This window comes from Actinomadura sp. RB99, assembly GCF_014706005.1.
In the GTDB taxonomy this organism is placed as follows: domain Bacteria; phylum Actinomycetota; class Actinomycetes; order Streptosporangiales; family Streptosporangiaceae; genus Spirillospora.
The window spans coordinates 41,344-62,818 of sequence record NZ_JABMCA010000062.1 but is presented as its reverse complement, the minus strand read 5'-3'; the positions used below and the strand labels follow the sequence as shown (position 1 = coordinate 62,818).

General features: G+C 73.8%; 10 protein-coding genes and 1 pseudogene. 7 read left to right on the top strand and 4 right to left on the bottom strand.

Annotated elements, in window-relative coordinates:
* Window positions 1-376: pseudogene (locus amrb99_RS37760) on the bottom strand (hypothetical protein); the annotation flags it as partial.
* Between the two features lie 352 nt (window positions 377-728).
* On the opposite strand from amrb99_RS37760, the gene amrb99_RS53465 reads away from it, so the two are divergent.
* On the top strand, window positions 729-1,091 hold the full coding sequence (locus amrb99_RS53465) for a YkvA family protein (protein ID WP_151546629.1): 363 nt from the start codon (window positions 729-731) through the stop codon (window positions 1,089-1,091).
* A 65-nt stretch (window positions 1,092-1,156) separates the two neighbouring features.
* On the opposite strand, the gene amrb99_RS37750 is transcribed toward amrb99_RS53465, so the two are convergent.
* The gene (locus amrb99_RS37750) at window positions 1,157-1,900 is read right to left on the bottom strand and encodes an IclR family transcriptional regulator (RefSeq protein ID WP_347257023.1); all 744 of its coding nucleotides are present in this window, start codon (window positions 1,898-1,900) and stop codon (window positions 1,157-1,159) included.
* Window positions 1,901-2,077: 177 nt separating this feature from the next.
* Here amrb99_RS37750 and amrb99_RS37745 point away from each other — a divergent pair, with 177 nt between their 5' ends.
* The 4 genes from amrb99_RS37745 (at window position 2,078) to amrb99_RS37730 (ending at window position 9,079) form a co-directional block, all read left to right on the top strand.
* Window positions 2,078-3,685: a hypothetical protein gene (locus tag amrb99_RS37745; RefSeq protein ID WP_190865478.1), complete on the top strand. Its 1,608-nt coding sequence runs from the start codon at window positions 2,078-2,080 to the stop codon at window positions 3,683-3,685.
* Between the two features lie 209 nt (window positions 3,686-3,894).
* Window positions 3,895-4,140 carry a zf-TFIIB domain-containing protein gene (locus amrb99_RS37740; RefSeq protein WP_190865476.1) on the top strand — a complete coding sequence of 82 codons (246 nt, stop codon included), beginning with the start codon at window positions 3,895-3,897 and terminating at the stop codon, window positions 4,138-4,140.
* 268 nt (window positions 4,141-4,408) lie between these two features.
* Window positions 4,409-6,205, top strand: coding sequence for a fatty acyl-AMP ligase (locus amrb99_RS37735; protein WP_190865474.1), 1,797 nt, complete (start codon window positions 4,409-4,411; stop codon window positions 6,203-6,205).
* Window positions 6,206-6,337: 132 nt separating this feature from the next.
* Window positions 6,338-9,079: an MMPL family transporter gene (locus tag amrb99_RS37730; protein ID WP_190865472.1), complete on the top strand. Its 2,742-nt coding sequence runs from the start codon at window positions 6,338-6,340 to the stop codon at window positions 9,077-9,079.
* 3 nt (window positions 9,080-9,082) lie between these two features.
* Here the strand turns inward: amrb99_RS37730 and amrb99_RS53460 are convergent, their stop codons facing one another.
* Window positions 9,083-10,315, bottom strand: coding sequence for a nucleotide disphospho-sugar-binding domain-containing protein (locus amrb99_RS53460; RefSeq protein ID WP_190865470.1), 1,233 nt, complete (start codon window positions 10,313-10,315; stop codon window positions 9,083-9,085).
* A gap of 9 nt (window positions 10,316-10,324) precedes the next feature.
* Window positions 10,325-13,147: a DHA2 family efflux MFS transporter permease subunit gene (locus amrb99_RS52760; protein WP_347257022.1), complete on the bottom strand. Its 2,823-nt coding sequence runs from the start codon at window positions 13,145-13,147 to the stop codon at window positions 10,325-10,327.
* Window positions 13,148-13,438: 291 nt separating this feature from the next.
* Here amrb99_RS52760 and amrb99_RS37715 point away from each other — a divergent pair, with 291 nt between their 5' ends.
* A complete protein-coding gene (locus amrb99_RS37715) occupies window positions 13,439-19,972 on the top strand; it encodes a type I polyketide synthase (RefSeq protein ID WP_190865468.1) in 6,534 nt (2,177 codons plus the stop codon).
* Window positions 19,973-20,011: 39 nt separating this feature from the next.
* Window positions 20,012-21,331 carry a crotonyl-CoA carboxylase/reductase gene (gene ccrA, locus amrb99_RS37710; RefSeq protein WP_190865466.1) on the top strand — a complete coding sequence of 440 codons (1,320 nt, stop codon included), beginning with the start codon at window positions 20,012-20,014 and terminating at the stop codon, window positions 21,329-21,331.
* Window positions 21,332-21,475 lie beyond the last annotated feature (144 nt).

Below are 21,475 nucleotides of genomic sequence, written 5' to 3'. Positions count from 1 at the left end.
CGGCGAGCTCGACGGGCCCGTCCGGCAGCGCCAGGTCGCGGCGCAGCTCGGCGACCGCGGCGGGCAGCCCGGCCGCGGCCTGCTCGACCGCGCGGCCGTACGCCTCGATGGCCTCGGTCTCCAGGATCGCGCCCGAGCCGAGCCCGCCCGGCGAGCGGCCGGGCAGGTCGAGGTAGACGCGCCACACCGGCACGCCCGTCATCGGGATCGCCGCCGCGAGCGCGGCCGCGGTCCGCGGCGGGTCGAAACCGGGCCAGGCGAGCATCAGCCGGGTCGGCCCGGACGCGGTCGCGTCGACCGCGGTGGGCGGGAGCGCCACGTAGGCGGCGCCCGCCACGGTGCCGTGGACGGGTCTGTTCAGATGGTCGCCGCTCATGTCGTGGATCAGCTCCTGCGGTGCTCGACGGGCGGTGCCGGTCGTGCCTCGGGGAGGCGGCGCCCCTCCCGCGAGGACCTCTCATGCTGGCAGCGGGCGCCGGCCATTGCGCCGTAATCCCCGCACGTTGCCCGCGAGAGTGACGAAGAACTCACTTCCGGTAACCCGATCGGTGCCGTGCGGGCACCGTGCCGGCGCTCGCTGACGATCATTACGGCGACCGCCGCGGCGCACCGGTTGTGATCCGGGCCTCATGGTCCACCGGAGGGAACAAAACCGGCATCGGTCACGTCATAGAGGGACGTGGGCGCTGCGGGGGCGCGCCCTCACGACCCCTGACCGAGGAGCACCTGTGGACAGGAAGCGCAGGACGGCCGCCGCCGGGCAGGCCTGGCAGATCTACAGCGAGACCCTCCAGCCCGACGTGCCCGGCTTCTGGGAGCGGTTCCGCGCCGTGCCGCGCATGCTGAAGTCGGTCCTGCGCGGCCAGTACAAGGGGATGTCCTTCGGGACGCTCGGCCTGCTCGCGCTCGGGCTGGTGTACATCATCTCGCCGATCGACGCGATCCCGGACGTCATCCCGATCGCCGGCATCGCCGACGACACCGGCCTCGCGCTGTGGCTCGCGGCGGTGCTCGTCAAGTCCGCCGGCGACTTCGTCATGTGGGAGCGCAGCGGCCGCCCGACCGTCATCGTGGGCGAGCCGATCGACTAGCCGCCCGGGGGCCGGGCCGCCTCAGACCCGGCCCCGGCCCGCCTCGCGCCCCGGGACGGGGCGCGTCAGGCGCCGCCCAGTTCCTTCGCGAACCGGTCCGCCGCGTCCCGCACGATCGGGACCACGTCGGAGACCGCCTCATGCGTCATCCGGCCGGACGGCCCTGACACCGACAGCGCCGTCAGCGCGGGCGCGCCCCGCAACGGCACCGCGACGCACCGCACCCCGATCTCCTGCTCCTCGTCGTCCAGCGCGAAGCCCTGCTCGCGGACGCGGCGCAGCTCGGCCAGCAGCGCGTCCTGGTCGGTGAACGTGTTCGGCGTGTGCGCGGCCATCCCCGTCCGGCCGAGGATCTCGCGGACGCGCTCGTCCGGCAGCTGCGACAGCAGTGCCTTCCCGACGCCCGTGCAGTGCGGCTGCACCCGCCGCCCCACCTCGGTGAACATCCGCATCGAGTGCTTGGACGGCACCTGCGCCACGTACACGGCCTCGTCGCCCTCCAGCACGGCCATGTTCGCGGTCTCGCCCACGTCGTCCACCAGCCGCGCCAGGACGGGACGCGCCCACGTCCCCAGCAGCCGGTTCGCGGTCTCGCCGAGCCGGATGAGCCGCGGGCCCAGCGCGTACCGCTTCGACGGCTCCTGCCGCACGTACCCGTGGTTCACCAGCGTCCGCATCAACCGGTAGATGGTCGGCATCGGCAGCCCGGACACCTCGGTCAGCTCCGACAGCGCCATCTCGCCGCCCGCGTCGGCCAGATGCTCCAGCAGCTCGAACGCGCGCTCCAGCGACCGTACGGCCTCCGCCACCCGCGTCTCCTCTCCTCGCGAATCACCCGATTCTACGGAGATCTGATTTCACTACGCGAAAGAGGGTCCCGGTCAGGTTACTCATGGCGACACTCTGGCAATGAATGACTACGGACTGCAACAATCAGTCGCCCCCCTGGACGCAACAGAGACAGTGAATCCGCGAGAGGGGACCCCGTGCGAACCGGTGGCAGCAGGACCCGCAGCAGGGCGCGCGTCGGCGCGATCATGGCGGGCGGCGCGCTCGCCGTACCGCCGATGATGCTCACCGGGGCGTCCGCGAACGCGAACCAGTCCGACGTCCGGCTCCTCACCCGGACCTCGACGTCCGCGGCCGCCGTCGCCGGGCCCGCCTACGCGCTCGGCCACACCGTCCGCGTCCGCGCCGAGGGCGGCGTCGCGCACCACGCCGTCCTGCGCCTCCTCGCCGCCGACCCGCTCGCCTGGGCGGACCGCCCGCCGGGCTGCGCCCGGCTGGACTCCGGCCACGAACTGCGCTGCGACCTCGGCGACGTGGGCGGCGCGACGGTGACGAGGACCGCCGCCGTCTCCGTCCCGGCCTCCGTCGTGGAGCGCCCGTCGGGGACGCGGCCGTCCATCGTCACCATCGCCGCGGCCGACAACGCCGAACCCCGCACGTCCCGCGCCGTCTTCCACCTCCCGTCCGGCGAGGGCCATTCCGCGACGGCCGACGCGCCGCCCGCCCAGCCCCAGTCCGCGCCCAACGAGGGCGACGCGCACTGCACCGCCGACGCACCCGGCTCCGGCAAGCCCTGCCATGACGCCGCCCCCGGCGGCCACGCCGCCCCGGCCTCGCACTGCCACAAGCCCCGGACGGCGACCGGCCCCGCCCAACCCCACCCCGCGAACCAGGGCCGGCCGGTGCACCATGCCGGACCGCCGCAGCAGCCTCACCCGAAGCCGCGCGCCCATCCCGTCCAGCCGATGCCCCCGGCCCAACCGCCCACCAACGTGCAGGCACCCGCACACGGGAAGCCGCCCGCACACGTGAAGCCCTCCGGGCATGGGAAGCGGCCGCATCACGGGACCCCCGCCGGCCAGGGCGTCACGGCTTACGACGCGCCGAGCCACCACGCTGCCCCAAAGCAGCACGCCGCACCGAGCCAGCAGTACACCGCGCCGAAGCAGCACAGCGTGACCGTTGACGGCGGTGCGCCGAGCGGTGCCGGCGGCGGGAGCGGCGCGCACAGCCATCACACCTGGTCGTACGGCGACGGCGGGCCGTCCGAGCTCGGCGTCCCGTGGGACGACGACGCGCCCGCTGCCGGGAAGCACAAGCATCGCGGCGGGACGTCGGCGGGGAGCGCTTCGTCGACCGAGGACGGGTACCCGGCCGACGACTGGACGGGGACGGACGGCGGCAGGGGCTACGGCGGCACTACCGGAGCCGGGCACGTGAACGAGGAGCAGGTGCCGAACCTGCCCGTCGTGCCGTCCCCGGGACGGCCGGGCGTCGCGTTGCCGCCGCTGAACGCGCCGGGCGCGATGCCGGTGCCGAACAGCCAGGCCATGGCGGGCACGACGAGCGACGGCGGCGACCGCGGCGACGGCCGGATGACGCTGGTGTCGCCGGTCGGCATGGAGCAGGGCAACGGGACGGACTGGGCCGTGGTGCTCGGCGTCGCGATCGTCGCGGAGATCGGCCTGCTGTGGGGCGCCGCGTGCTTCGGCCTGTGGCGGCGCCGGATCGCGCTGTACCGCGCGGAGACCCGCGCGGCCGAGGCGAGGGCGGAGGCCGCCGCCCGAGGCGGCGCCTACATCTGACGGCCCCGGCCGCAGGGGTGCGCTGACCCGGCGCGGCGAGGCGCGTCGTCCGCGTCCGGTTCGTCCGGAATGCCGATGGGAACGGGCGGGGCGGCGGTCGCGGGCAGGTGATTCGTTCGCGGATGACCCGGCCCGGTGCCAAATAGGGGATCGTGTCAGTAAGCTGATCCGCTGTCAGTAAAGCTGCGGTCACGGACAGGGGATCCGGTATGTCAGAGGCGTCGATGCGGTGTCCGAAGTGCGCGTCCGCGCTCGACACCCACGAACGGCACGGCGTGGTGATCGAGGAATGCCCGGGCTGCAAGGGCGTGTTCCTCGACCGCGGCGAACTGGAGCAGCTGATCGACGCGGAGAGCCGCTACCTGGCCGAACTCCCCGAGGCGGAGAACCCCGACACCACCTACCAGGGACGGCACCGGCGTGGGATCATGCAGCAGATCTTCGCGGACCACTAGGCCCGGACCACTACTGCGCACACGGTCGGTAACGGTGCCTGCGCCCAGACGTGAAAAGGCATTTCCTCTTGTCACGGCGGTGACAAACCCGGCCGCGGCGAATGTGGCGCGCAGCTAATATCGCGCGCTGCCTACCATCCGGTAGCTTCACGATCATCGCCGCTCGCCGGGGGGCGCCAGACGAGTCGTCCGGCCGACCGCACGCATCGCCGACGGCGCCCACCCCCCATGATGGCCCGCCCGGCCCGTCCCCTCGGGAGATTGATCAATGGCATTGGGCTCGCTGCTTCCCGAACTCCTCCCCGGCGGTTCCGGCCGCACCCCGCTGATCGAGCGGGTCGCGCGGTGGGCGCGGGAGAAGCCGGACGCCCCGGCCTTCACCTTCGTCGACTACTCGCTGGACCCGGCCGGCAAGCACATCACCCTGACCTGGGCCGAGACCGACCGGCGCGCCCGCGCGACGGCGACCGCGCTGCGGCAGGTGACCGGGCCCGGCGAGCGGGCCGCGCTGCTGCTGCCGCAGACGCTCGAGTACATGATGACGATGCTCGGCGCGATGTACGCGCACGTCGTCGCGGTGCCGCTGTTCTCGCCAGACCTGCCGGGGCACGCCGACCGGCTGATCGGCGCGTACGCCGACAGCGAGCCCGCGGTGATCGTCACGACCCGGAACGCGCTCCCGCACGTGGAGAAGTTCCTCGCCGACCACGACGTCCCGCAGCCGAAGGAGATCCTCTTCGCGGAGGAGGTCGACCTCGGGCTCGCCGGGTCCTGGGAGGACGAGCCGATCGGGTTCGACGACCTGGCGTACCTGCAGTACACGTCGGGGTCGACGCGCCGTCCCGCCGGCGTCGAGATCACGCACGGGAACGTGACGGCGAACGCGGCGCAGCTGTGGGCGGGGTGGGCGCCGGAGAAGCCGGACCCGGAGCTGGTGAGCTGGCTGCCGCTGTTCCACGACATGGGCCTGATCGCGACGATGGCGCTGCCGCTGGTGCACGGCGACCACGCGATCTACACCGACCCGGTGTCGTTCATCATGAACCCGATGCGCTGGCTGCAGCTGATCGCGGCGCGGCCGGGCAAGAACGTCTACACCGCGGGCCCGAACTTCGCGTACGAGTACGTGGCGTCGATGGCGTCCCCGGAGAAGCTGGAGGGCCTGGACCTGTCCGGGCTGACGACGTGCCTGAACGGCGCGGAGCCGATCCGCACGTCGACGCTGTCGACGTTCGCGGAGGCGCTCGCGCCGGCGGGGCTGCGCCCGGGCGCCCAGGCCCCCGGGTACGGGCTGGCGGAGGCGACGGTGTTCGTCACCGCCGCGGCCGAGGACGTCCCCCCGAAGATCATCACGGTGGACCGGGACGTCCTCACCCAGGGCGAGGTCCGGCTGTGCGACCCGGACGCGGACCGGGCGAGCACGCTCGTGTCGTGCGGACGGCCGTCCGGGCAGATCGTCGCGATCGTCGACCCGGACGCGCGCGCGGAGCAGCCCGACGGGCACGTCGGCGAGATCTGGGTGCACGGCCCGAACACCGCCGCCGGGTACTGGCGCAACTCCGAGCGCAGCCAGGACACCTTCGGCGGCGAGCTCGCCGAGCCGGGCGGCCTGCCCGCCGGGCCGTGGATGAGGACCGGCGACTACGGCGTGATCCACGAGGGCGAGCTGTACGTCACCGGCCGCATCAAGGACCTCATCATCGTCGACGGCCGCAACCACTACCCGCAGGACATCGAGGTCACCGCGCAGGAGGCGCACCCGGCGGTCCGGCCCGACCACGTCGCCGCGTTCGCGCTGCCCGGCGAGGAGACCGAGCGGCTCGTCGTGGTCGCCGAGCGGAACCGGCGGGTGCCGCTCGGCCGGCTGGACCTGGACGAGGTCGAGTCGGCGGTGCGCGGCGCCGTGAACGTCGAGCACGAGATGAGCGTGCACGCGTTCCTGCTCGTCGAGCCGGGCGCGGTGTCCCGCACGTCCAGCGGCAAGATCGCCCGCGCGGCGACGCGGCAGCGGTACCTGGACGGCGCGCTGCCGACCACGGCGGCGCGGCTCGCGTCCCGCAAGTAGTCTCGGCCTCGCACGCACGGGGCGAGGCCGCCGCACGATCGGCTCGACACGGGCATCGGCTCGACACGGGCATCGGCTCGACAGGGGGCCGCGGGGCACCGCGCCCCGCGGCCGCGACGACACAGGAGGACCATGCTCTCGGGGCTGGGGCGTCTCATCCACCGGCGACGGTGGGTCAGCCTCGTCTGCATCGTGCTGCTGACGGGCGTCGCCGGCGCCTGGGGCCTCGGCGTGTTCGCGAAGTTCAAGGCGGGCGGCTTCGAGGACCCGAACGCGTCCTCGACGCTCGTCGCGCGGCTCGGCGCCACCTACTTCGGCAGCACGAACCCCGACGTCCTCGTCCTCTACAAGAGCGACACGATGACGGTCGACGACCCGCGCTACGAGGCGAGTGTCATCAGCACCGTCGCGCGGCTCCCCAAGGACCGCGTCGAGGAGATCATCTCCTACTGGGCGCTGGACCAGAAGGACGCGGCGTCGTTCGCGTCCCGCGACAAGCACGAGACGTTCGTCGCGGTGAAGCTGAAGGGCGACGACCCGACCAAGCTGAAGAACTACCAGGACATCAAGGAGCGGCTGAAGGCGCCGGGGCTGACCGTTCAGTTCGGCGGCGCCGTCCCGCTCGGGCAGGAGTTCGGCGAGCAGGTCACCGCCGACATCGTCCGCGCCGAGACCATCACCGCGCTGCCGCTGCTGATCCTGCTGATCCTGCTGTTCGGCGCGGTCGTCGCCGCGTCGCTGCCGCTGCTCGTCGCGGTGTTCTCGATGATCGGCGGGCTCGCCGTCCTGCACGTCGTCACCTACGCCGCCGACGTGACGTCGTTCGCGCTCGAGGTCGTCACGATGATGGGCGTCGGCCTCGCGATCGACTACTCGCTGTTCATCATCAGCCGGTTCCGCGAGGAACTGCAGCGCGGCATGGCCGCGCACGGGATACCACCCGGCAAACCCTGGAAACGGGAGCGCGGGAAGCAGGCGCGCAAGGCGGCGAAGAAGGCGCACCGGGAGGCGATGCGGCCGCTCCGCGAGGACGCCCTCGCCGCGACCCTCGCGACCGCCGGCCGCACCATCATGGTCTCCGGCGTCACCGTGTCCGCCGCGCTCGCCGGCCTGCTGCTGTTCCCGCAGATGTTCCTGCGCACCATCGGGCTCGCCGGCATCGCCACCGTCATGGTCGCCGTGTTCGGCGCGACCGTGCTGCTCCCCACCCTCCTCGCCATCCTCGGCCCGCGCGTCGAGGGCGGCCGGATGCCGTGGCGGCGCCCCACGTCCAAGCGCGCGCAGCGCGACCACGACAGCGGCTTCTGGTACCGGCTCGGCCACAGCGTCATGAAGCACCCGCTGCCGTACTTCGCCGTGGTCCTGGTGATCCTCGGCGTCATGTTCGGGCCGTTCCTGCACGTCCAGTTCGGCAGCATCGACGCCCGCGTCCTGCCGAAGGACAGCGCGACCCGCGCCGTCGTCGAGAACGTCAAGGCCGACTTCCCGAACGGCACCGCCGAGCCCATCGACGTCGTCATCTCCGGCGACCTCATCCCGCGCGACTGGAAGCCGTCCAAGTCGGGCGACAACATCCCGCCCTACCTGGAGGACTTCCGCAAGAAGCTCGCCGCGCTCCCGGGCGTCACCGAGGCGAAGTTCACCGGCTACTCCGGCGCGTACGGCGGCGTCCGCGTCTCCGTGACGCACAAGTACGAGCCGATGGACGAGCACGCCCAGGACCTCGTCAAACGGATCCGCGGCATGAGCCTCGTCAAGGACGGCTACCCGATGCACATCGACGTCGGGGGCAGCACCGCCGCGCAGATGGACCTGATGTCCAGCCTGATGCGCAGCCTGCCGAAGATGGCGATCGCCGTCGGGCTCGCCACGTTCCTCCTGCTGTTCATGTTCTTCGGCTCGGTGGTGCTGCCGCTGAAGGCCATCGTCATGAACGTCCTGTCGATCGGCGCGTCGTTCGGCGCGATCGTGTGGGGGTTCCAGTACGGGCACCTCGCCGGCGTCCTGGACTTCACCCCGACCGGCGGCGTCGAGGCCACGAGCATGATCCTCATCCTCGCGGTCGTGTTCGGCCTGTCGATGGACTACGAGGTCTTCCTGCTCAGCCGGATCCGCGAGGAGTGGGACCGCACCCACGACAACCGCGCCGCCGTCGCCCGCGGCATGCAGCACACCGGCGGGATCATCACCAGCGCCGCGCTGCTGTTCCTCGTCGTCATCGGCGCGTTCAGCATGGCCGGGATCACCGTCGTGAAGCTGATCGGCGTCGGCATGTTCGTCGCCGTCGTCGTGGACGCCGCGCTCGTCCGGTCCCTGCTCGTGCCCGCCACCATGCGGTTCATGGGCAAGGCGAACTGGTGGCTGCCGGGCCCGCTCGCGTTCCTGCACGCCAAGATGGACCTGCGGGAGCACAGCGTGGCCGCCGCCGGTGCGGGGGCCGCGACCGTCGCCGTCCCGCCGCCGCTGCCCGAGGCGCAGCCGTACCCGTACCGGATGCACTGGGAGCAGGGCACGCCCGAGACGCCCGCGCCCCCGGCCCCCGCCGCGCCTCCCGCGCCCGCCGCGCCTCCCGCGCCCGCTGTGCCTGCGGCGCCGGTGCTGGACGCGAACGACGCCTTCCAGCCGGCCCTGCAGCCCACCCCCAGCGGACCGCCCGACGGCGAACGCCCGCAACTGGTGTTCCGCGACCCGCACCCGTCGGCCGCGCACGCGCCCGCGGCGCACGCGCCCGCGGCCCGTACGGAGCGGCCGCAGGCTCCGTGGGCCCCGTGGGCGAACGGCCAGCCGCAGCCCCGCCCCGTCCGGCCCCCGCGCGTCAAGCGCCGGATCGTCCCGTCGCCCGACGGCGACGGCTGGACGTGGAGCTCCGACTGACCCTCAGCGCAGCAGCCCGTCGATGACGTCCCGGGCGCGGCCCACGCCGTCCTCCGCCCGGATCCGCCGGCCCACCTCGTACGCCCGGTCGGCCATCTCCTGGTCCTCGGCGACGCGCCGCAGCTTCCGCGCGAGCCGCGGCACCGTCATCGCGCGGAACGGCAGCGGCGCGGGCCCGGCGCCCAGCGCGGCGACCCGCTCCCCCCAGTACGGCTGGTCGCCGAAGAACGGGCACACCACCGTCGGCACCCCCGCCCGCAGGCCCGCCGCCGTCGTCCCGGCACCGCCGTGGTGCACGACCGCCGACATCCTGGGGAACAGCCACGAATGCGGGACGTCCCGCACCGCGAGGACCTCGTCGTCCGACGTCTCCGGATCGCCCTGCACCACGCCGCGCACACCGGCCAGCCGCAGCGCCGCCCGGACGGCCCGCCCGGTCATCTCCGCGTCCTTCGGCACCATGCTCCCGAACCCGACGTAGACGGGCGCGGGGCCCGCCTCCAGGAACGCCGCGATCTCCTCCGGCGGCTCCCACTCCGGCTCGTCCAGGAACCAGTACCCGGTCATGTGCACGCTCGCCGGCCAGTCCTTCGGACGCGGCACCACCGCCTCGCTGAAGCACGCGAGCACCGTCGTCCCGTCGCGGCGCAGGCCGCGCAGCGGAAGCCGCGGCAGGCCCAGCCGCTCGTCCCGCCACGGGTTGATGAACGGGCGCGACAGCTGCCACGCGATCTGGTCGACCGCCCCGAAGCTCGCCCGGTTCCCCCACCGGCCCAGCATCCGCGCCTGCGGCACGAACGGATGCGGGAACGCCCCCGTCGGCTGGCTCGGCTGGAAATGGATCAGCGCCCGCGGCACGCCCAGATGCGCGCCGATGTGCTCCGGCAGGAACCCCAGCGTCGGACCCAGGATCAGATCGGCGCCCTTGCACGCGTCCAGGCACTCGCCCAGCAGCCGCTCCGCCATCGGCCCGAGGATGCGCCGGAACCCGCCGAGGAACTTCACCGGGTTCCGCCCGCCCGCCAGCAGCTCCTGCCCCGCGTCCGACTCCAGGATCTCCGTCGGATCGGCCGTCAGCGGCGCCAACTCGAGCCCCGCCGCAACGGCCATCGGCGCGTACCGCGCGCTCGCGACGAGCCGGACCTCGTCGCCCCGCTCCAGCAGCGCCCGCCCGAGCGCCACGCACGGCTGGACGTCCCCCCGCGAACCCGCGGCGAAGATCACGATTCGGCTCACGGCAGCTCCCTACCAGGCGTCGCTACGCGGACTGACCGACGGCTCGCCGGACGGGTCGTCGTCCTCGGGCACGTACGGCGTGTACAGCCATCCGTCCGGCGGCGGCGGAGGCCACCCCGGCCCGCCGACCTCCGGAACCTCCTCGGCGACCGCCCCGTCCCCGTCGGGTCCTGCCGCGGCCGCGGCGCCTCCGCGTCCGGCCACCCAGGCGTCCCCGGGCTCCCCGCCCAGAGCGCCCGCCTCACGAGGCTCGTCCTCCGGGGCCTGCTGCCCCACGCCGCCGGTCTCGGAACCCTCGGGCGTCACGGCCTCGCCGGGACCGTGTCGCTCGTCGAGCGGGTCGGCGCCCTCCGAGCTCGAGGCAACCGGCGGCGGCGCGACGGCGCCGTGCCCGCCGGCCTGCTCTTCCGCGGTCGTCGTCGCGCCGAGAGGGTCGGTGCCGTCCTGGTTCGAGGTGACCGGTGGTGGCGGTGCGGTGGGCCCGTTGACGTGCTGGTCGCCGCGCGGACGTGCGGTCTCGCGCGAGGCGGCCCGGTTCGGCGGCGCCTCGCCATCGTCCTGGGGGTCGGGTGCCTCTGACCTCGCGGTCGTCGTCGGGGCGGGGGCCTGCGTCCGGGGCGCCGCCGGCTCGACGTTCACGGTCTCCGGATGTGACGTCCTGAGTGCCGGGTCGCGCTCGGCGTCCACTGGTTGGACGGGGGTGTCGGCGGCCGGTGCTGGGGTGCCGTCGGTGGGGGCCGTGCCGTCGTCCTCGGGGGCGGCGGTCTCGGGGCCAGGGGTGAGGGGGGCCGGAGGCTCGCCGTCGGGGAGGGCCGCCTCCGGCGATTCGGGGGTCGCGGGCTCTGGAACGCTCGGTTCGGGGGGCGGGGTTCCGGTGGTCGAGGGGCTCTTGCCGCGGGACGCCAGTTCTTGGAGGAGGGCGTGGGCTATGGGCTCCGAGCTGGGCGTGGGGGCGGAGAGGGGGGAGCCGCCCGGGGTCCAGCGGTCGGGGAGCGTGGCGAGGGGGTCGTCGTCGGGCGGGAGGGTGCCGCGGGAGCGGGCGGCGGACTCGTCGTCGAACCACTTGCTGGTGGGCGGCGGCGGGGGCTCCTCGGCGGGGGTGGTCCAGGTGGGGATGGCGGTGTCGGCCCAGTCCTGCCAGGGGGACGTCGCGTCCGGCGGGGTGGGGCGCCAGGTGGCGGGCGCGTCGTCGTCGGGGGTGTCGCTCCACCAGTGCGGGCCGGGGGTGCGCGGTGCGGCCATGGGATCCGTTTCCGTCCTGAGGGGGATGGGCGCGGGGACGGGGTCGGCGGACGGGACGGCGCCGACGGGGTCCGGGCCCGGGACGACAGGGAGCGGGTCGCGGGGGGTCGCGGTGGCGGTGGCGGTGGCGGTGGCCGTCGCGAGGGCGGGTTCGGGACGGGCGGCGGCGGGTTCGGCGACGAGGGGGGCCTGCTTGCCGTGCTTGGGGCCGGTCCAGCCGCGCCGGCTGGGCAGGGTGAGGGCGCTGATGACGCCGCCGATGAGGACGAGGGCGGCGCCGAGGGCGAGCCCGGAGGAGGTGCCGTGCCGGAAGGATTCGAGGGCCCGGGCGCTCGCGCCCTCGTCGGGGACGGTCTGGATGAGCAGGCCGACGATGGCGATGCCGAACGCGCCGGACGCCTCGCGGATGACGTTGATGACGCCGCTGGCGACGCCGGCGCGCTTCTCGGGCACGGCCTTGAGGACGTACATGACGAGCGGCATGGCGAGGGCGGCGCCGACGCCGACGAGGAGGACCCCCGGCATGAGGTCCGCGTACCCGTCGCCGATCTCGAGGGTGGAGAACAGGATCATGCCGACGCCCATCAGCGCCATGCCGGCGCCGATCGCGGGGCGAGGGCCGATCTTGGTGGCGAGGAGGAACGCGACCGGGGTCAGCACCATGATCGTGAGGGCGGGGGGCAGCATGACGAGCCCGGCCTCGGGCGGTGAGAAGCCGAGGAAGCGCTGCAGGAACGGCTGGGAGTAGAACATCATGCCGTTGAAGCCGATGCCGTAGAGCATCTGCGAGACCAGCCCGCCGGAGAAGACGCGGTTCCGGAAGAACCGCAGGTCGATCATCGGGTCGGGGGCCCAGCTCTCGACGACGATGAAGCACACGAGCGCGATGCCGCCGAGCGCGAAGGTGCTGAGGACGGACGGGTCCGCCCAGCCGTGCTTGTTGCCGTCCTCCAGGCCGTAGATGAAGGCGAACAGCATCGTCGCGGAGATCAGCACGCCGGGCAGGTCGATGCGGGCGTGCGGGTTCTTGCTGCGGCCGGTGAGGACGACCGCGCCGAGCAGGATGACGAGGATTCCGGGGACGATGTTGATGAGGAAGATCCAGCCCCAGTGGAAGTGCTCGACGATGATGCCGCCGATGGTGGGGCCGAGCGCGGTGGCGCTGGACGCGGCGCCGATGAAGACGATGTTCCCGATGGAGCGCTGCTTGTCGTTGCGCCCGACGGTGACCATGACCTGCGTGGCGGGAAGGACGAGCGCGGCGCCGCCGCCCTGGACGATGCGGGCGAGGATGAGCACCTCGGAGGTGTGGGCGAGGCCGCAGACCGCCGAGGCGGAGGTGAAGACGATCATTCCGGTGGTGAAGGTGACGCGGCAGCCGTAGAGGTCGGTGAGCCGCCCGCCGGTGATCATCAGGCAGGAGAACATGAGGATGTAGCCGGTGGCGACCCAGTCCTTGGCGGAGGACGACATGCCGAGGTCGGCCATGATCCTGGGCAGGGCGGTGAAGACCACCGTGTTGTCCATGGTGGTCATGAACGCGCTGACGGCCACCACCGCCAGCGCCCATCGGTATCGGCCCCGGGTCACCTGATCCTGCGGCGGGGGTCCCGTGCCGCCGGGAAATCCGCCGCTTCCCCCTAAAAGCGTTCGTGGCTATTGTTACTATTGGTTGGCATCCGGTCACTCGGCCCACGGTTAGGGCAGAGTCCCTCAACTATCCCATCAGGCCACATTGGTTACTGCCGAGTCTTGTCATCACCGTGACAAGTGGCCGGGGAGAAAAGTGGTCTGGATGCGCATCGTGAGCCGGTCACCGTAGGACAAAGTGGTCCCTCCGCTTCGATGAACGATCCCGGTTTCATGGGGGGAACCCACCGCATGCAGAGCAACGATCGTTCCGGAGCCGCGCGGGACAACGCGGAGGGCGACCCACGGATCGGCGAGGACGCGATTCGCCGGCACCTCATCGAGCAGATCGCGCGGCGCTCCAGGATCGCCGAGGCCGAGGTCGACCCGGACCGTCCCCTGGAGGAGTTCGGGCTGGCGTCGCGGGACGCGGTGGCGATCGCGGGCGACCTCGAGCAGATGCTGGGCCGGGCCCTTCCCGCGACGCTGGTGTGGGAGCACCCGACGATCAGCAAGCTCTCCTGTGCGCTGGCGGGCGGCGCCGACGCCGCCGAGGCGGAGCCGGCGGCGGTGCCGGCCCGGGCGGCGGCCCGGGACGACGAGCCGATCGCGGTGGTCGGGATCGGCTGCCGGTTCCCCGGCGGTGACCGCGACCTGACCGGGCCGGCGGAGTACTGGCGGTTCCTGACGGGCCGTGGCGACGCGATCCGGGAGGTGCCGGACGGCCGCTGGGACGCGTTCGACGACGGGTCCCCCGAGGTCGGCGACCTGCTGGCGAGGACGACGCGGCTCGGCGGGTTCCTGGACGACGTGGCGGAGTTCGACGCGGGGTTCTTCGGGATCACGCCGCGCGAGGCGGCGGTGATGGACCCGCAGCAGCGGCTCGTCCTCGAGGTGGCGTGGGAGGCGTTCGAGCACGCGGGGATCGGACCGGCGTCGCTGCGCGGCAGCCGCACCGGCGTGTTCGTGGGCGTCTCGGCGCCGGAGTACGCGGCGTTCACCGCGTCGGACCTGGCGTCGCTGGAGCCGTTCACGGCGACCGGCGCGGCGCTGAGCATCATCGCGAACCGGCTGTCGTACCTGCTGGACCTGCGCGGCCCGAGCATGATCGTCGACACGGCGTGCTCGTCGTCGCTGGTGTCGACGCACCTGGCGGTGCAGGCGCTGCGCAGCGGCGAGGCGGACGTGGCCCTCGCGGGCGGCGTGAACGTGCTGCTGTCGCCGACGGTGACGATGACGTTCGACCTGGCGGACGCGACGGCCAGGGACGGGCACTGCAAGGCGTTCGACGCGTCGGCGGACGGGATGGTCCGCGCGGAGGGCTGCGGCGCGGTGGTGCTGAAGCGGCTGTCGGACGCGGTCCGCGACGGCGACCGGGTCCTCGCGGTGATCAAGGGCTCGGGCGTCAACTCCGACGGGCGGTCCAACGGCCTGGTGGCGCCGAACTCGGACGCGCAGCGGGCGCTGCTGCGGGATGTGTACGCGGCGGCGGGCGTGGAGACCACCGAGGTCGACTACGTCGAGGCGCACGGGACGGGCACGTTCCTCGGCGACCCGATCGAGGCGAAGGCCGTCGGGGAGGTGCTGGGCGCGGGCCGCGCGGCGGACGAGCCGCTGCTGATCGGGTCCGCGAAGAGCAACCTCGGCCACATGGAGTCGGCGGCGGGCGTCGCGGGGCTGATCAAGACCGTCCTGGCGCTGCACCACAAGGTGATCCCGGCGAGCGCGCACTACAAGGAGCCGAACCCGCACATCCCGTTCGACGAGCTGCGGCTCCGGGTGGTCGCGGACGAGACGCCGTGGCCGGAGCGGAGCCACCCGGCGCGGGCGGGCGTGTCCGGTTTCGGGTTCGGCGGGACGAACGCGCACGTGCTGCTGGAGGAGGCTCCGGCGCAGGAGGTCGTGAGCCGGCCGGCGGTGGTGCGGACGTTCCCGCTGTCCGACACGAGCGACGACCGCGTCCGCGACCACGCCGCGCTCCTCGCGGAGTGGGTCGCGGACCGCGATGACGTGAAGCTCGCCGACGTGGCGCGGACGCTGCACCGGCGCGGCGGCCGGGGACGGTCCCGCGCGGCGGTGTCGGCCCGCGACCGCGCCGGCCTGGTCGAGGGCCTGAAGGCGCTCGCGGAGGGCCGCCCGCACCCCGGCGTGGTGATGGGGTCGGCGCTCGGCGTCCCGGGACGTCCGGTCTGGGTGTTCTCCGGGTACGGCGCGCAGCGCGCGGGCATGGCGCAGCGGCTGCTGGAGGAGGAGCCGGCGTTCGCCGAGGCGATCGACGACCTGGACGGCCTGTTCGCCGAGGAGGGCGGCCCGGACCTGTGGTCGCTGCTCGAGGAGGGCCGCAAGCCGGACGGCCCGGCCGACACGATGCCGGTGCTGTTCGCGATCCAGCTCGGCCTGGCGCGGATGTGGGCGTCGTACGGCGTCGTGCCGGGCGCGGTGATCGGGCATTCGATGGGCGAGGTCGCGGCGGCGGTCGTCGCGGGCGCGCTCACCCCGCAGGACGGCGTGCGGGTGATCGTGCGGCGGTCGAAGCTGCTGACGCGGCTGGTCGGCGGCGGCGCGATGGCGGTGCTCGGCGCGTCCGCGCAGGAGGTCGAGCGGCTGGCGGACGGGCTGCCCGAGGTGTACGCGGCGGTGCACTCGTCGCCGAAGCAGACGGTCGTGACGGGCGACGCCGACCAGGTCGCGGAGGTTGTGAAGCGCGCGGAGGCGGAGGGCCGCCTCGCCCGCATGGTGCAGGCGGAGGGCGCCGGGCACTCCCCGCAGGTCGACCCGCTGCTGCCCGACCTGCGCGAGCAGCTCGCCGAGGTCGGTCTCGAACCCGGCACGCCGCTCGCGGACGGCATCAGGCTCTACACGACGGCGCTGCCCGACCCGCGCGCGTTCGACGGCGCGGACGCCCGCCTGGACGTCGAGTACTGGGCGGCGAACCTGCGCAACCCGGTCCGGCTGACGGACGCGGTGTCGGCGGCGGCCGAGGACGGGTTCCGGACGTTCGTCGAGGTCAACGCGCACCCGATCCTTGCGCACGCGGTCGGCGAGACGCTCGGCGGCAGCGGCGCCCTGGTCACGCACACGCTGAAGCGCGCGCCGAAGGGCCAGGAAACCGACGACACCCTGACGTTCCACGCGCAGCTCGCGACGCTCGCCGCGCACGGCCTCGCCGTCGCGCCGCCCGCCGACGGCCGGATCGTGGACGTCCCGCAGTCGCCGTGGCGGCACGAGCGCCACTGGGTCGACCTGTCCACGCGCAACCGCGGCGGCCGCGACGAGCATCCGCTGCTCGGCGCGCACGTCGAGCTGCCCGGCGAGGACCGGCACGCCTGGCGCGCCGACGTCGGCCTGGACGCGCAGCCGTGGCTGTCCGGTCTCACCGTGCACGGCCTGCCCGCGCTGCCGGTCGCGGCGTTCGCGGAGATGGCGCTCGCGGCGGGCGCGACGGCGCTCGGCACCGACGCGGTCCGTGTCAACAGCCTGTGGATAGAGCGCCCGCTCGCGCTCACCGAGCACACGACCGTGACGACGACGTTCGCCGAGGCCGAGCAGCGCGTCGAGGTGCACGCGCTGACGCCCGCGGGCACGTGGGCGCGGCTGGCCAGCGCGGACGTCGGCGAGGACGCCCGTCCCGCCCCCGCGCCGGAGCACGGCGCGGCGACCGAGGTCGCGGGCGCCGAGCGCGGGTCGCGGCACTACCGGCTGCACCCCGAGGTGTTCGACCGCTGCCTGGCCGCGCTGTCGGCGGAGGCGGCGGCGGTCGCGGGCGGCGGCGTCTGGCTCGCCGAGACGATCGGCAGCCTGCGCGTGCACGGGCCCGCGCATCGCGGCGGGCACGTCCGCGCGGCGGCGGCCGAGGACGACGGCGAGATGACCGGTTCCGTGCTGCTGCTCGGCGCGGACGGCGAGGTCCTCGTGGAGGCGACCGGCATCGTGCTGCGCCGCACCGAGCGCCACGACGTCCCCGTCCCCGTCGCGGACAAGCTGGTCGAGCTGGTGTGGGACGAGTCCGAGGCCCCTGAGACCGGCGAGGGTGACGGCGCCTGGCTGATCCTCGCCGAGGACGGCGACGCGCTCGCCGCGGCGACCGCCGCCGGGCTGGAGGAGCGCGGCCACCGCGCCGTCCGCCGCGACCTCGCCGACCTCGGCGACACGTCCGGGGTGGAGGGCGTCGTCCTCGTCCCGTCCGCCGACCTCCTCGACGAGGACCTCGTGCTGGCCATCGCGGAGACGAGCCGCTCGCTGCCCGACGGCCCGCGCCTGTACGTCGCGACGCACCGCGCCGTCCCCGTCCTGGACGGCGAGGCCGGCGAGCCCGGGCACGGGTTCGCCGCCGCGCTGACCCGCGTCCTGGCGTTCGAGCGGACCGTCCAGCGGGCGACGCTCGTGGACGTCGACCGCCCCGCGGACCTCGTCGGCGAGTTGCTCGGCGGCGGCGACGCCCGCGAGGTCGCCTGGCGCGGCGGGAGGCGGTACGTCGCGCGCCTCGCGCAGGCCGCCCTCCCGGCCGGGGACGCGAAGCCCAAGAAGATCGTCCGGCGCGGCGGCGCCTACGTCATCACCGGCGGGTACGGCGGGATCGGCCTGGTCACCGCGCGGCTGCTGGCCGAGCGCGGCGCCGGGCGCATCGTGCTGTCCGGCCGGTCCGGTCCCGGCGCAGACGCCGAGAAGGTGATCGCGAAGCTGCGGGAGAGCGGCGTGGACGTCGGCGTCGTCCTCGGCGACATCGCCGCGCCCGGCACCGCCGAGCGCCTCGTCGAGGCCGCCCGGGAGGGCGGCCTGGCGCTGCGCGGCGTCGTGCACGGCGCCGGCGCGATCGACGACCGGCTGATCGCCGACCTCGGCGCCGAGGATCTCCACAGGGTGTGGACGGCGAAGGTCGAGGGCGCCAGGCGGCTGAGCGACGCCACCTGGGACGCGGACCTCGACTGGTTCGCCGTGCACTCGTCGGCGGCCGCGCTGCTCGGCTCGCCCGGCCAGGCCGCCTACGCGGCGGCGAACGCGGCGATCGACGCGCTCACCGCGTACCGGCGGGCGCACGGCCGCCCCGGCACCACGATCAACTGGGGCACCTGGTCGCGCGTCGGCGGCGCCGCCGAGACCGCGGTGACCGTCATCGACCCGATCAGCCCCGAGGAGGGCGCCGAGGCCCTCGAAGCGGTCCTCGCGCACGGCCTGACCGCGACGGGCGTGCTGCGGTTCGACCCCGTCACGGCCGTCGAGCTGTTCCCCGAGATTCGCTCCATGCCGTACTTCGCGGCGCTGACCGAGGCCGCCGCCGAGCGCGGCGCCGACGACGCGGGCGACTGGCCCGGCGTCGACGCGCTCAAGGAGCTCGACCCCGCCGAGGCCCGCGCGCTGATCGCCGCGCGGATCCGGTACCGGATCGCGTCCGTCCTCGGGTTCGACCCCGAGCGCCTCGACCCGGCCGTCCCGCTCACCGACCTCGGCCTGGACTCGCTCGTCGCCGTCCGGATCAAGAGCGGCGTCGAGCACGACCTCGGGCTGACCGTCCCGCCGTCCGTGCTGCTGCAGGGCGCGAGCGTGAACGTGTTCGAGGAGTGGGCGTCCGGCGAGCTGGGCCTCGCCGGCGCCGCCGCCCCGGCCGCGTCGAGCGCGGTGTCGAACGCCGAGTCCGGCTACGTGATGCCGCGCGACGCCGCCGAGCGCCTCGCCGTCCGGATCTTCGAGGACGTCCTCGGCCTCGACCGCGTCGGCGTCACCGCCGACTTCTTCGCCGACCTCGGCGGGCAGGAGCACCAGGCCGACCGGGTCGTCGCGATGGTCGCCGCCGAACTGGGCGGCGAGGTGACGCGCGGCGAGCTGTTCGAGGTGCCGACCGCGGAGAACGTCGCCGAGGTCATCCGGGCCGCCGACGAGGAGGCCGCCCGGCAGACCGTCCGGCCGCTCAAGCCGACCGGGGACCGCCGGCCGATCTTCATCGCGCACCCCGCCGGCGGCACCACCGCCTGCTACCGGCAGCTCATCGACCTGCTCGGCGACGACCAGCCCGTCTACGGCCTGGAGCGGTTCGAGGACGCGCCGTCCGTCGAGGAGCGCGCCGCCCGCTACGTCCAGCACCTGCTCGAAGCGCAGCCCGAGGGCGCGTTCCGGCTCGGCGGCTGGTCGTTCGGCGGCGTCCTCGCCTACGAGACCGCGCGGCAGCTCCGCGCGGCCGGACGCGACGTCGAGTTCGTCGCGCTGTTCGACGCGGGCATCCCCCTCCCCGTGGACGACGAGTCCGACACCCTCGCCCGCCGGTTCTCCGCGTTCGCCGACTACATCAACGAGACGTACGGCCTGGACGTCACGCTCACCTACGACGAGCTGTCCGGGCTGGACGAGGAGGCGCAGTTCGCGCTGGTCATGGAGCGGGCGGCGCCGCTGGTGGACTACATCCCGCCCGCGGCCCTCACCCACCAGCTCACGTCTCACCAGGACACCCGATCCCTGGAGGCGTACCGGCCCGAGCCCTACGACGGCCGGGTCATCCTCTACTACGCGCCCGAAGAGACCCCCTGGGCGGTGCGCGACGCGCGTTACGTGCTCGACGGAACCAACGGTTTCGGCGGGCTCTGCTCCGACCTGGAGATCGTCACGATCCCCGGGGTGCACCACCTGAACCTGCTGGACCCGCCGGGCGTGGAGATCCTCGCCGCGCACCTGGAGGGCCGGCTCGCCGGACGCGCCGCGGGCGCGGACGGCGCCACCCGGCGGCCCGCGGACGGCCGGGACGCGGACGCGTCCGGCCGCGCCCGGACCGCGGCACGGTCAACTCTGGCCCGCTGAGGGCCGCGCCCCCCACCCGTCGTTCCACGGAGGACACCCATGGCCCACGACCTGCTCGACGCCGTCCGGTCCGGAGCGAGCGGACCCGAGCTGCAGGAGATCGACCTGCCGACCCGGTTCCGAGCCGCGTTCACCCGCAAGGACGAGGTCGGCATCTTCGACGGGCAGACCGACAAGGACGTGCGCAAGTCCCTGCACGTCGGCGAGGTCGACATGCCCGAGCTGGCGCCCGACGAGTGCGTGGTCGCGGTGATGGCGGCGGCGATCAACTTCAACACGGTCTGGTCGGCGATCTTCGAGCCGGTGCCGACGTTCGCGTTCCTGGAGAAGTTCGGCCGGCAGGGCTGGTACGGCGCCCGCCACGACCTGCCGTACCACATCCTCGGCTCCGACGGCTCCGGCGTCGTCGTCCGCACCGGCAGCGGCGTGAAGAGCTGGAAGGTCGGCGACAAGGTCGTCCTGTCCCCGTCCTACGTGGACGAGGAGGACCACGGCTCCTACGACGACGGCATGATGTCGGAGTCGCAGCTCGCCTGGGGCTTCGAGACCAACTTCGGGTCGCTCGGCGAGTACTGCATCGTCAAGGCGAACCAGCTCATCAAGAAGCCCGCGCACCTCACCTGGGAGGAGGCGGGCTCCAACACGCTGTGCGCCGCGACCGCGTACCGGATGCTCGTCGGCACCCACGGCGCCCGCATGAAGCAGGGCGACGTCGTGCTGATCTGGGGCGCGACCGGCGGGCTCGGCTCGTTCGCGACGCAGCTCGTCCGCAACGGCGGCGGCATCCCGGTCGGCGTCGTCTCCTCCGAGGAGAAGGCGGACATCGTCCGCGCGCAGGGCTGCGAGCACGTCATCAACCGCAACGACCTGAACCTCGGCGAGCAGGGCCTGCGCAACCCGAAGGCCGGCCGGATCCTCGGCGAGGCGATCCGCGGCCTCGTCGGCGAGGACCCCGGCATCGTGTTCGAGTACCTCGGCCGCGAGACGTTCGGCGCGTCCGTCTACGTCGCCAAGCGCGGCGGCAAGATCGTCACCTGCGGCTCGTCGACCGGCTACAAGCACGAGTACGACAACCGGTTCCTGTGGATGCGGCTGAAGAGCATCATCGGCTCGCACGGCTTCAACTACCACGAGGCCGTCGAGGTGAACCGGCTGTTCTCGCTCGGCATGATCCACCCGACGCTGTCGAAGTCGTTCCCGCTGGACGAGGCGGGCGAGGCGACCCGCGCCGTCCAGACGAACCAGCACATCGGCAAGGTCGCCGTCCTGTGCGGCGCCACCGGCGAGGGCCAGGGCGTCGACGACCCGGCGCTGCGTGAGCGCATCGGCGAGGACAAGTTCAACCTCTACCGCCGCTGACCGTCCCGCCGACGCGCGGCGGGGCGCGCCCGTGACGGCGCCCCGCCGCGCCTCGACGATCAGGAGGCGGTCATCGCCGCCTGGACGAAGAGGTGCTGCGGGAAGGCGTCCTTGCCGGCGCTCCGCGTCCGGTCCGCGGCACCC

What these genes read in the sequence shown, in the direction of transcription:
- amrb99_RS37740 (WP_190865476.1), top strand. Translation starts at nt 3,895, where the DNA reads ATGTCAGAGGCGTCGATGCGGTGTCCGAAGTGCGCGTCCGCGCTCGAC.
- amrb99_RS37735 (WP_190865474.1), top strand. Translation starts at nt 4,409, where the DNA reads ATGGCATTGGGCTCGCTGCTTCCCGAACTCCTCCCCGGCGGTTCCGGC.
- amrb99_RS37730 (WP_190865472.1), top strand. Translation starts at nt 6,338, where the DNA reads ATGCTCTCGGGGCTGGGGCGTCTCATCCACCGGCGACGGTGGGTCAGC.
- amrb99_RS37715 (WP_190865468.1), top strand. Translation starts at nt 13,439, where the DNA reads ATGCAGAGCAACGATCGTTCCGGAGCCGCGCGGGACAACGCGGAGGGC.
- ccrA (WP_190865466.1), top strand. Translation starts at nt 20,012, where the DNA reads ATGGCCCACGACCTGCTCGACGCCGTCCGGTCCGGAGCGAGCGGACCC.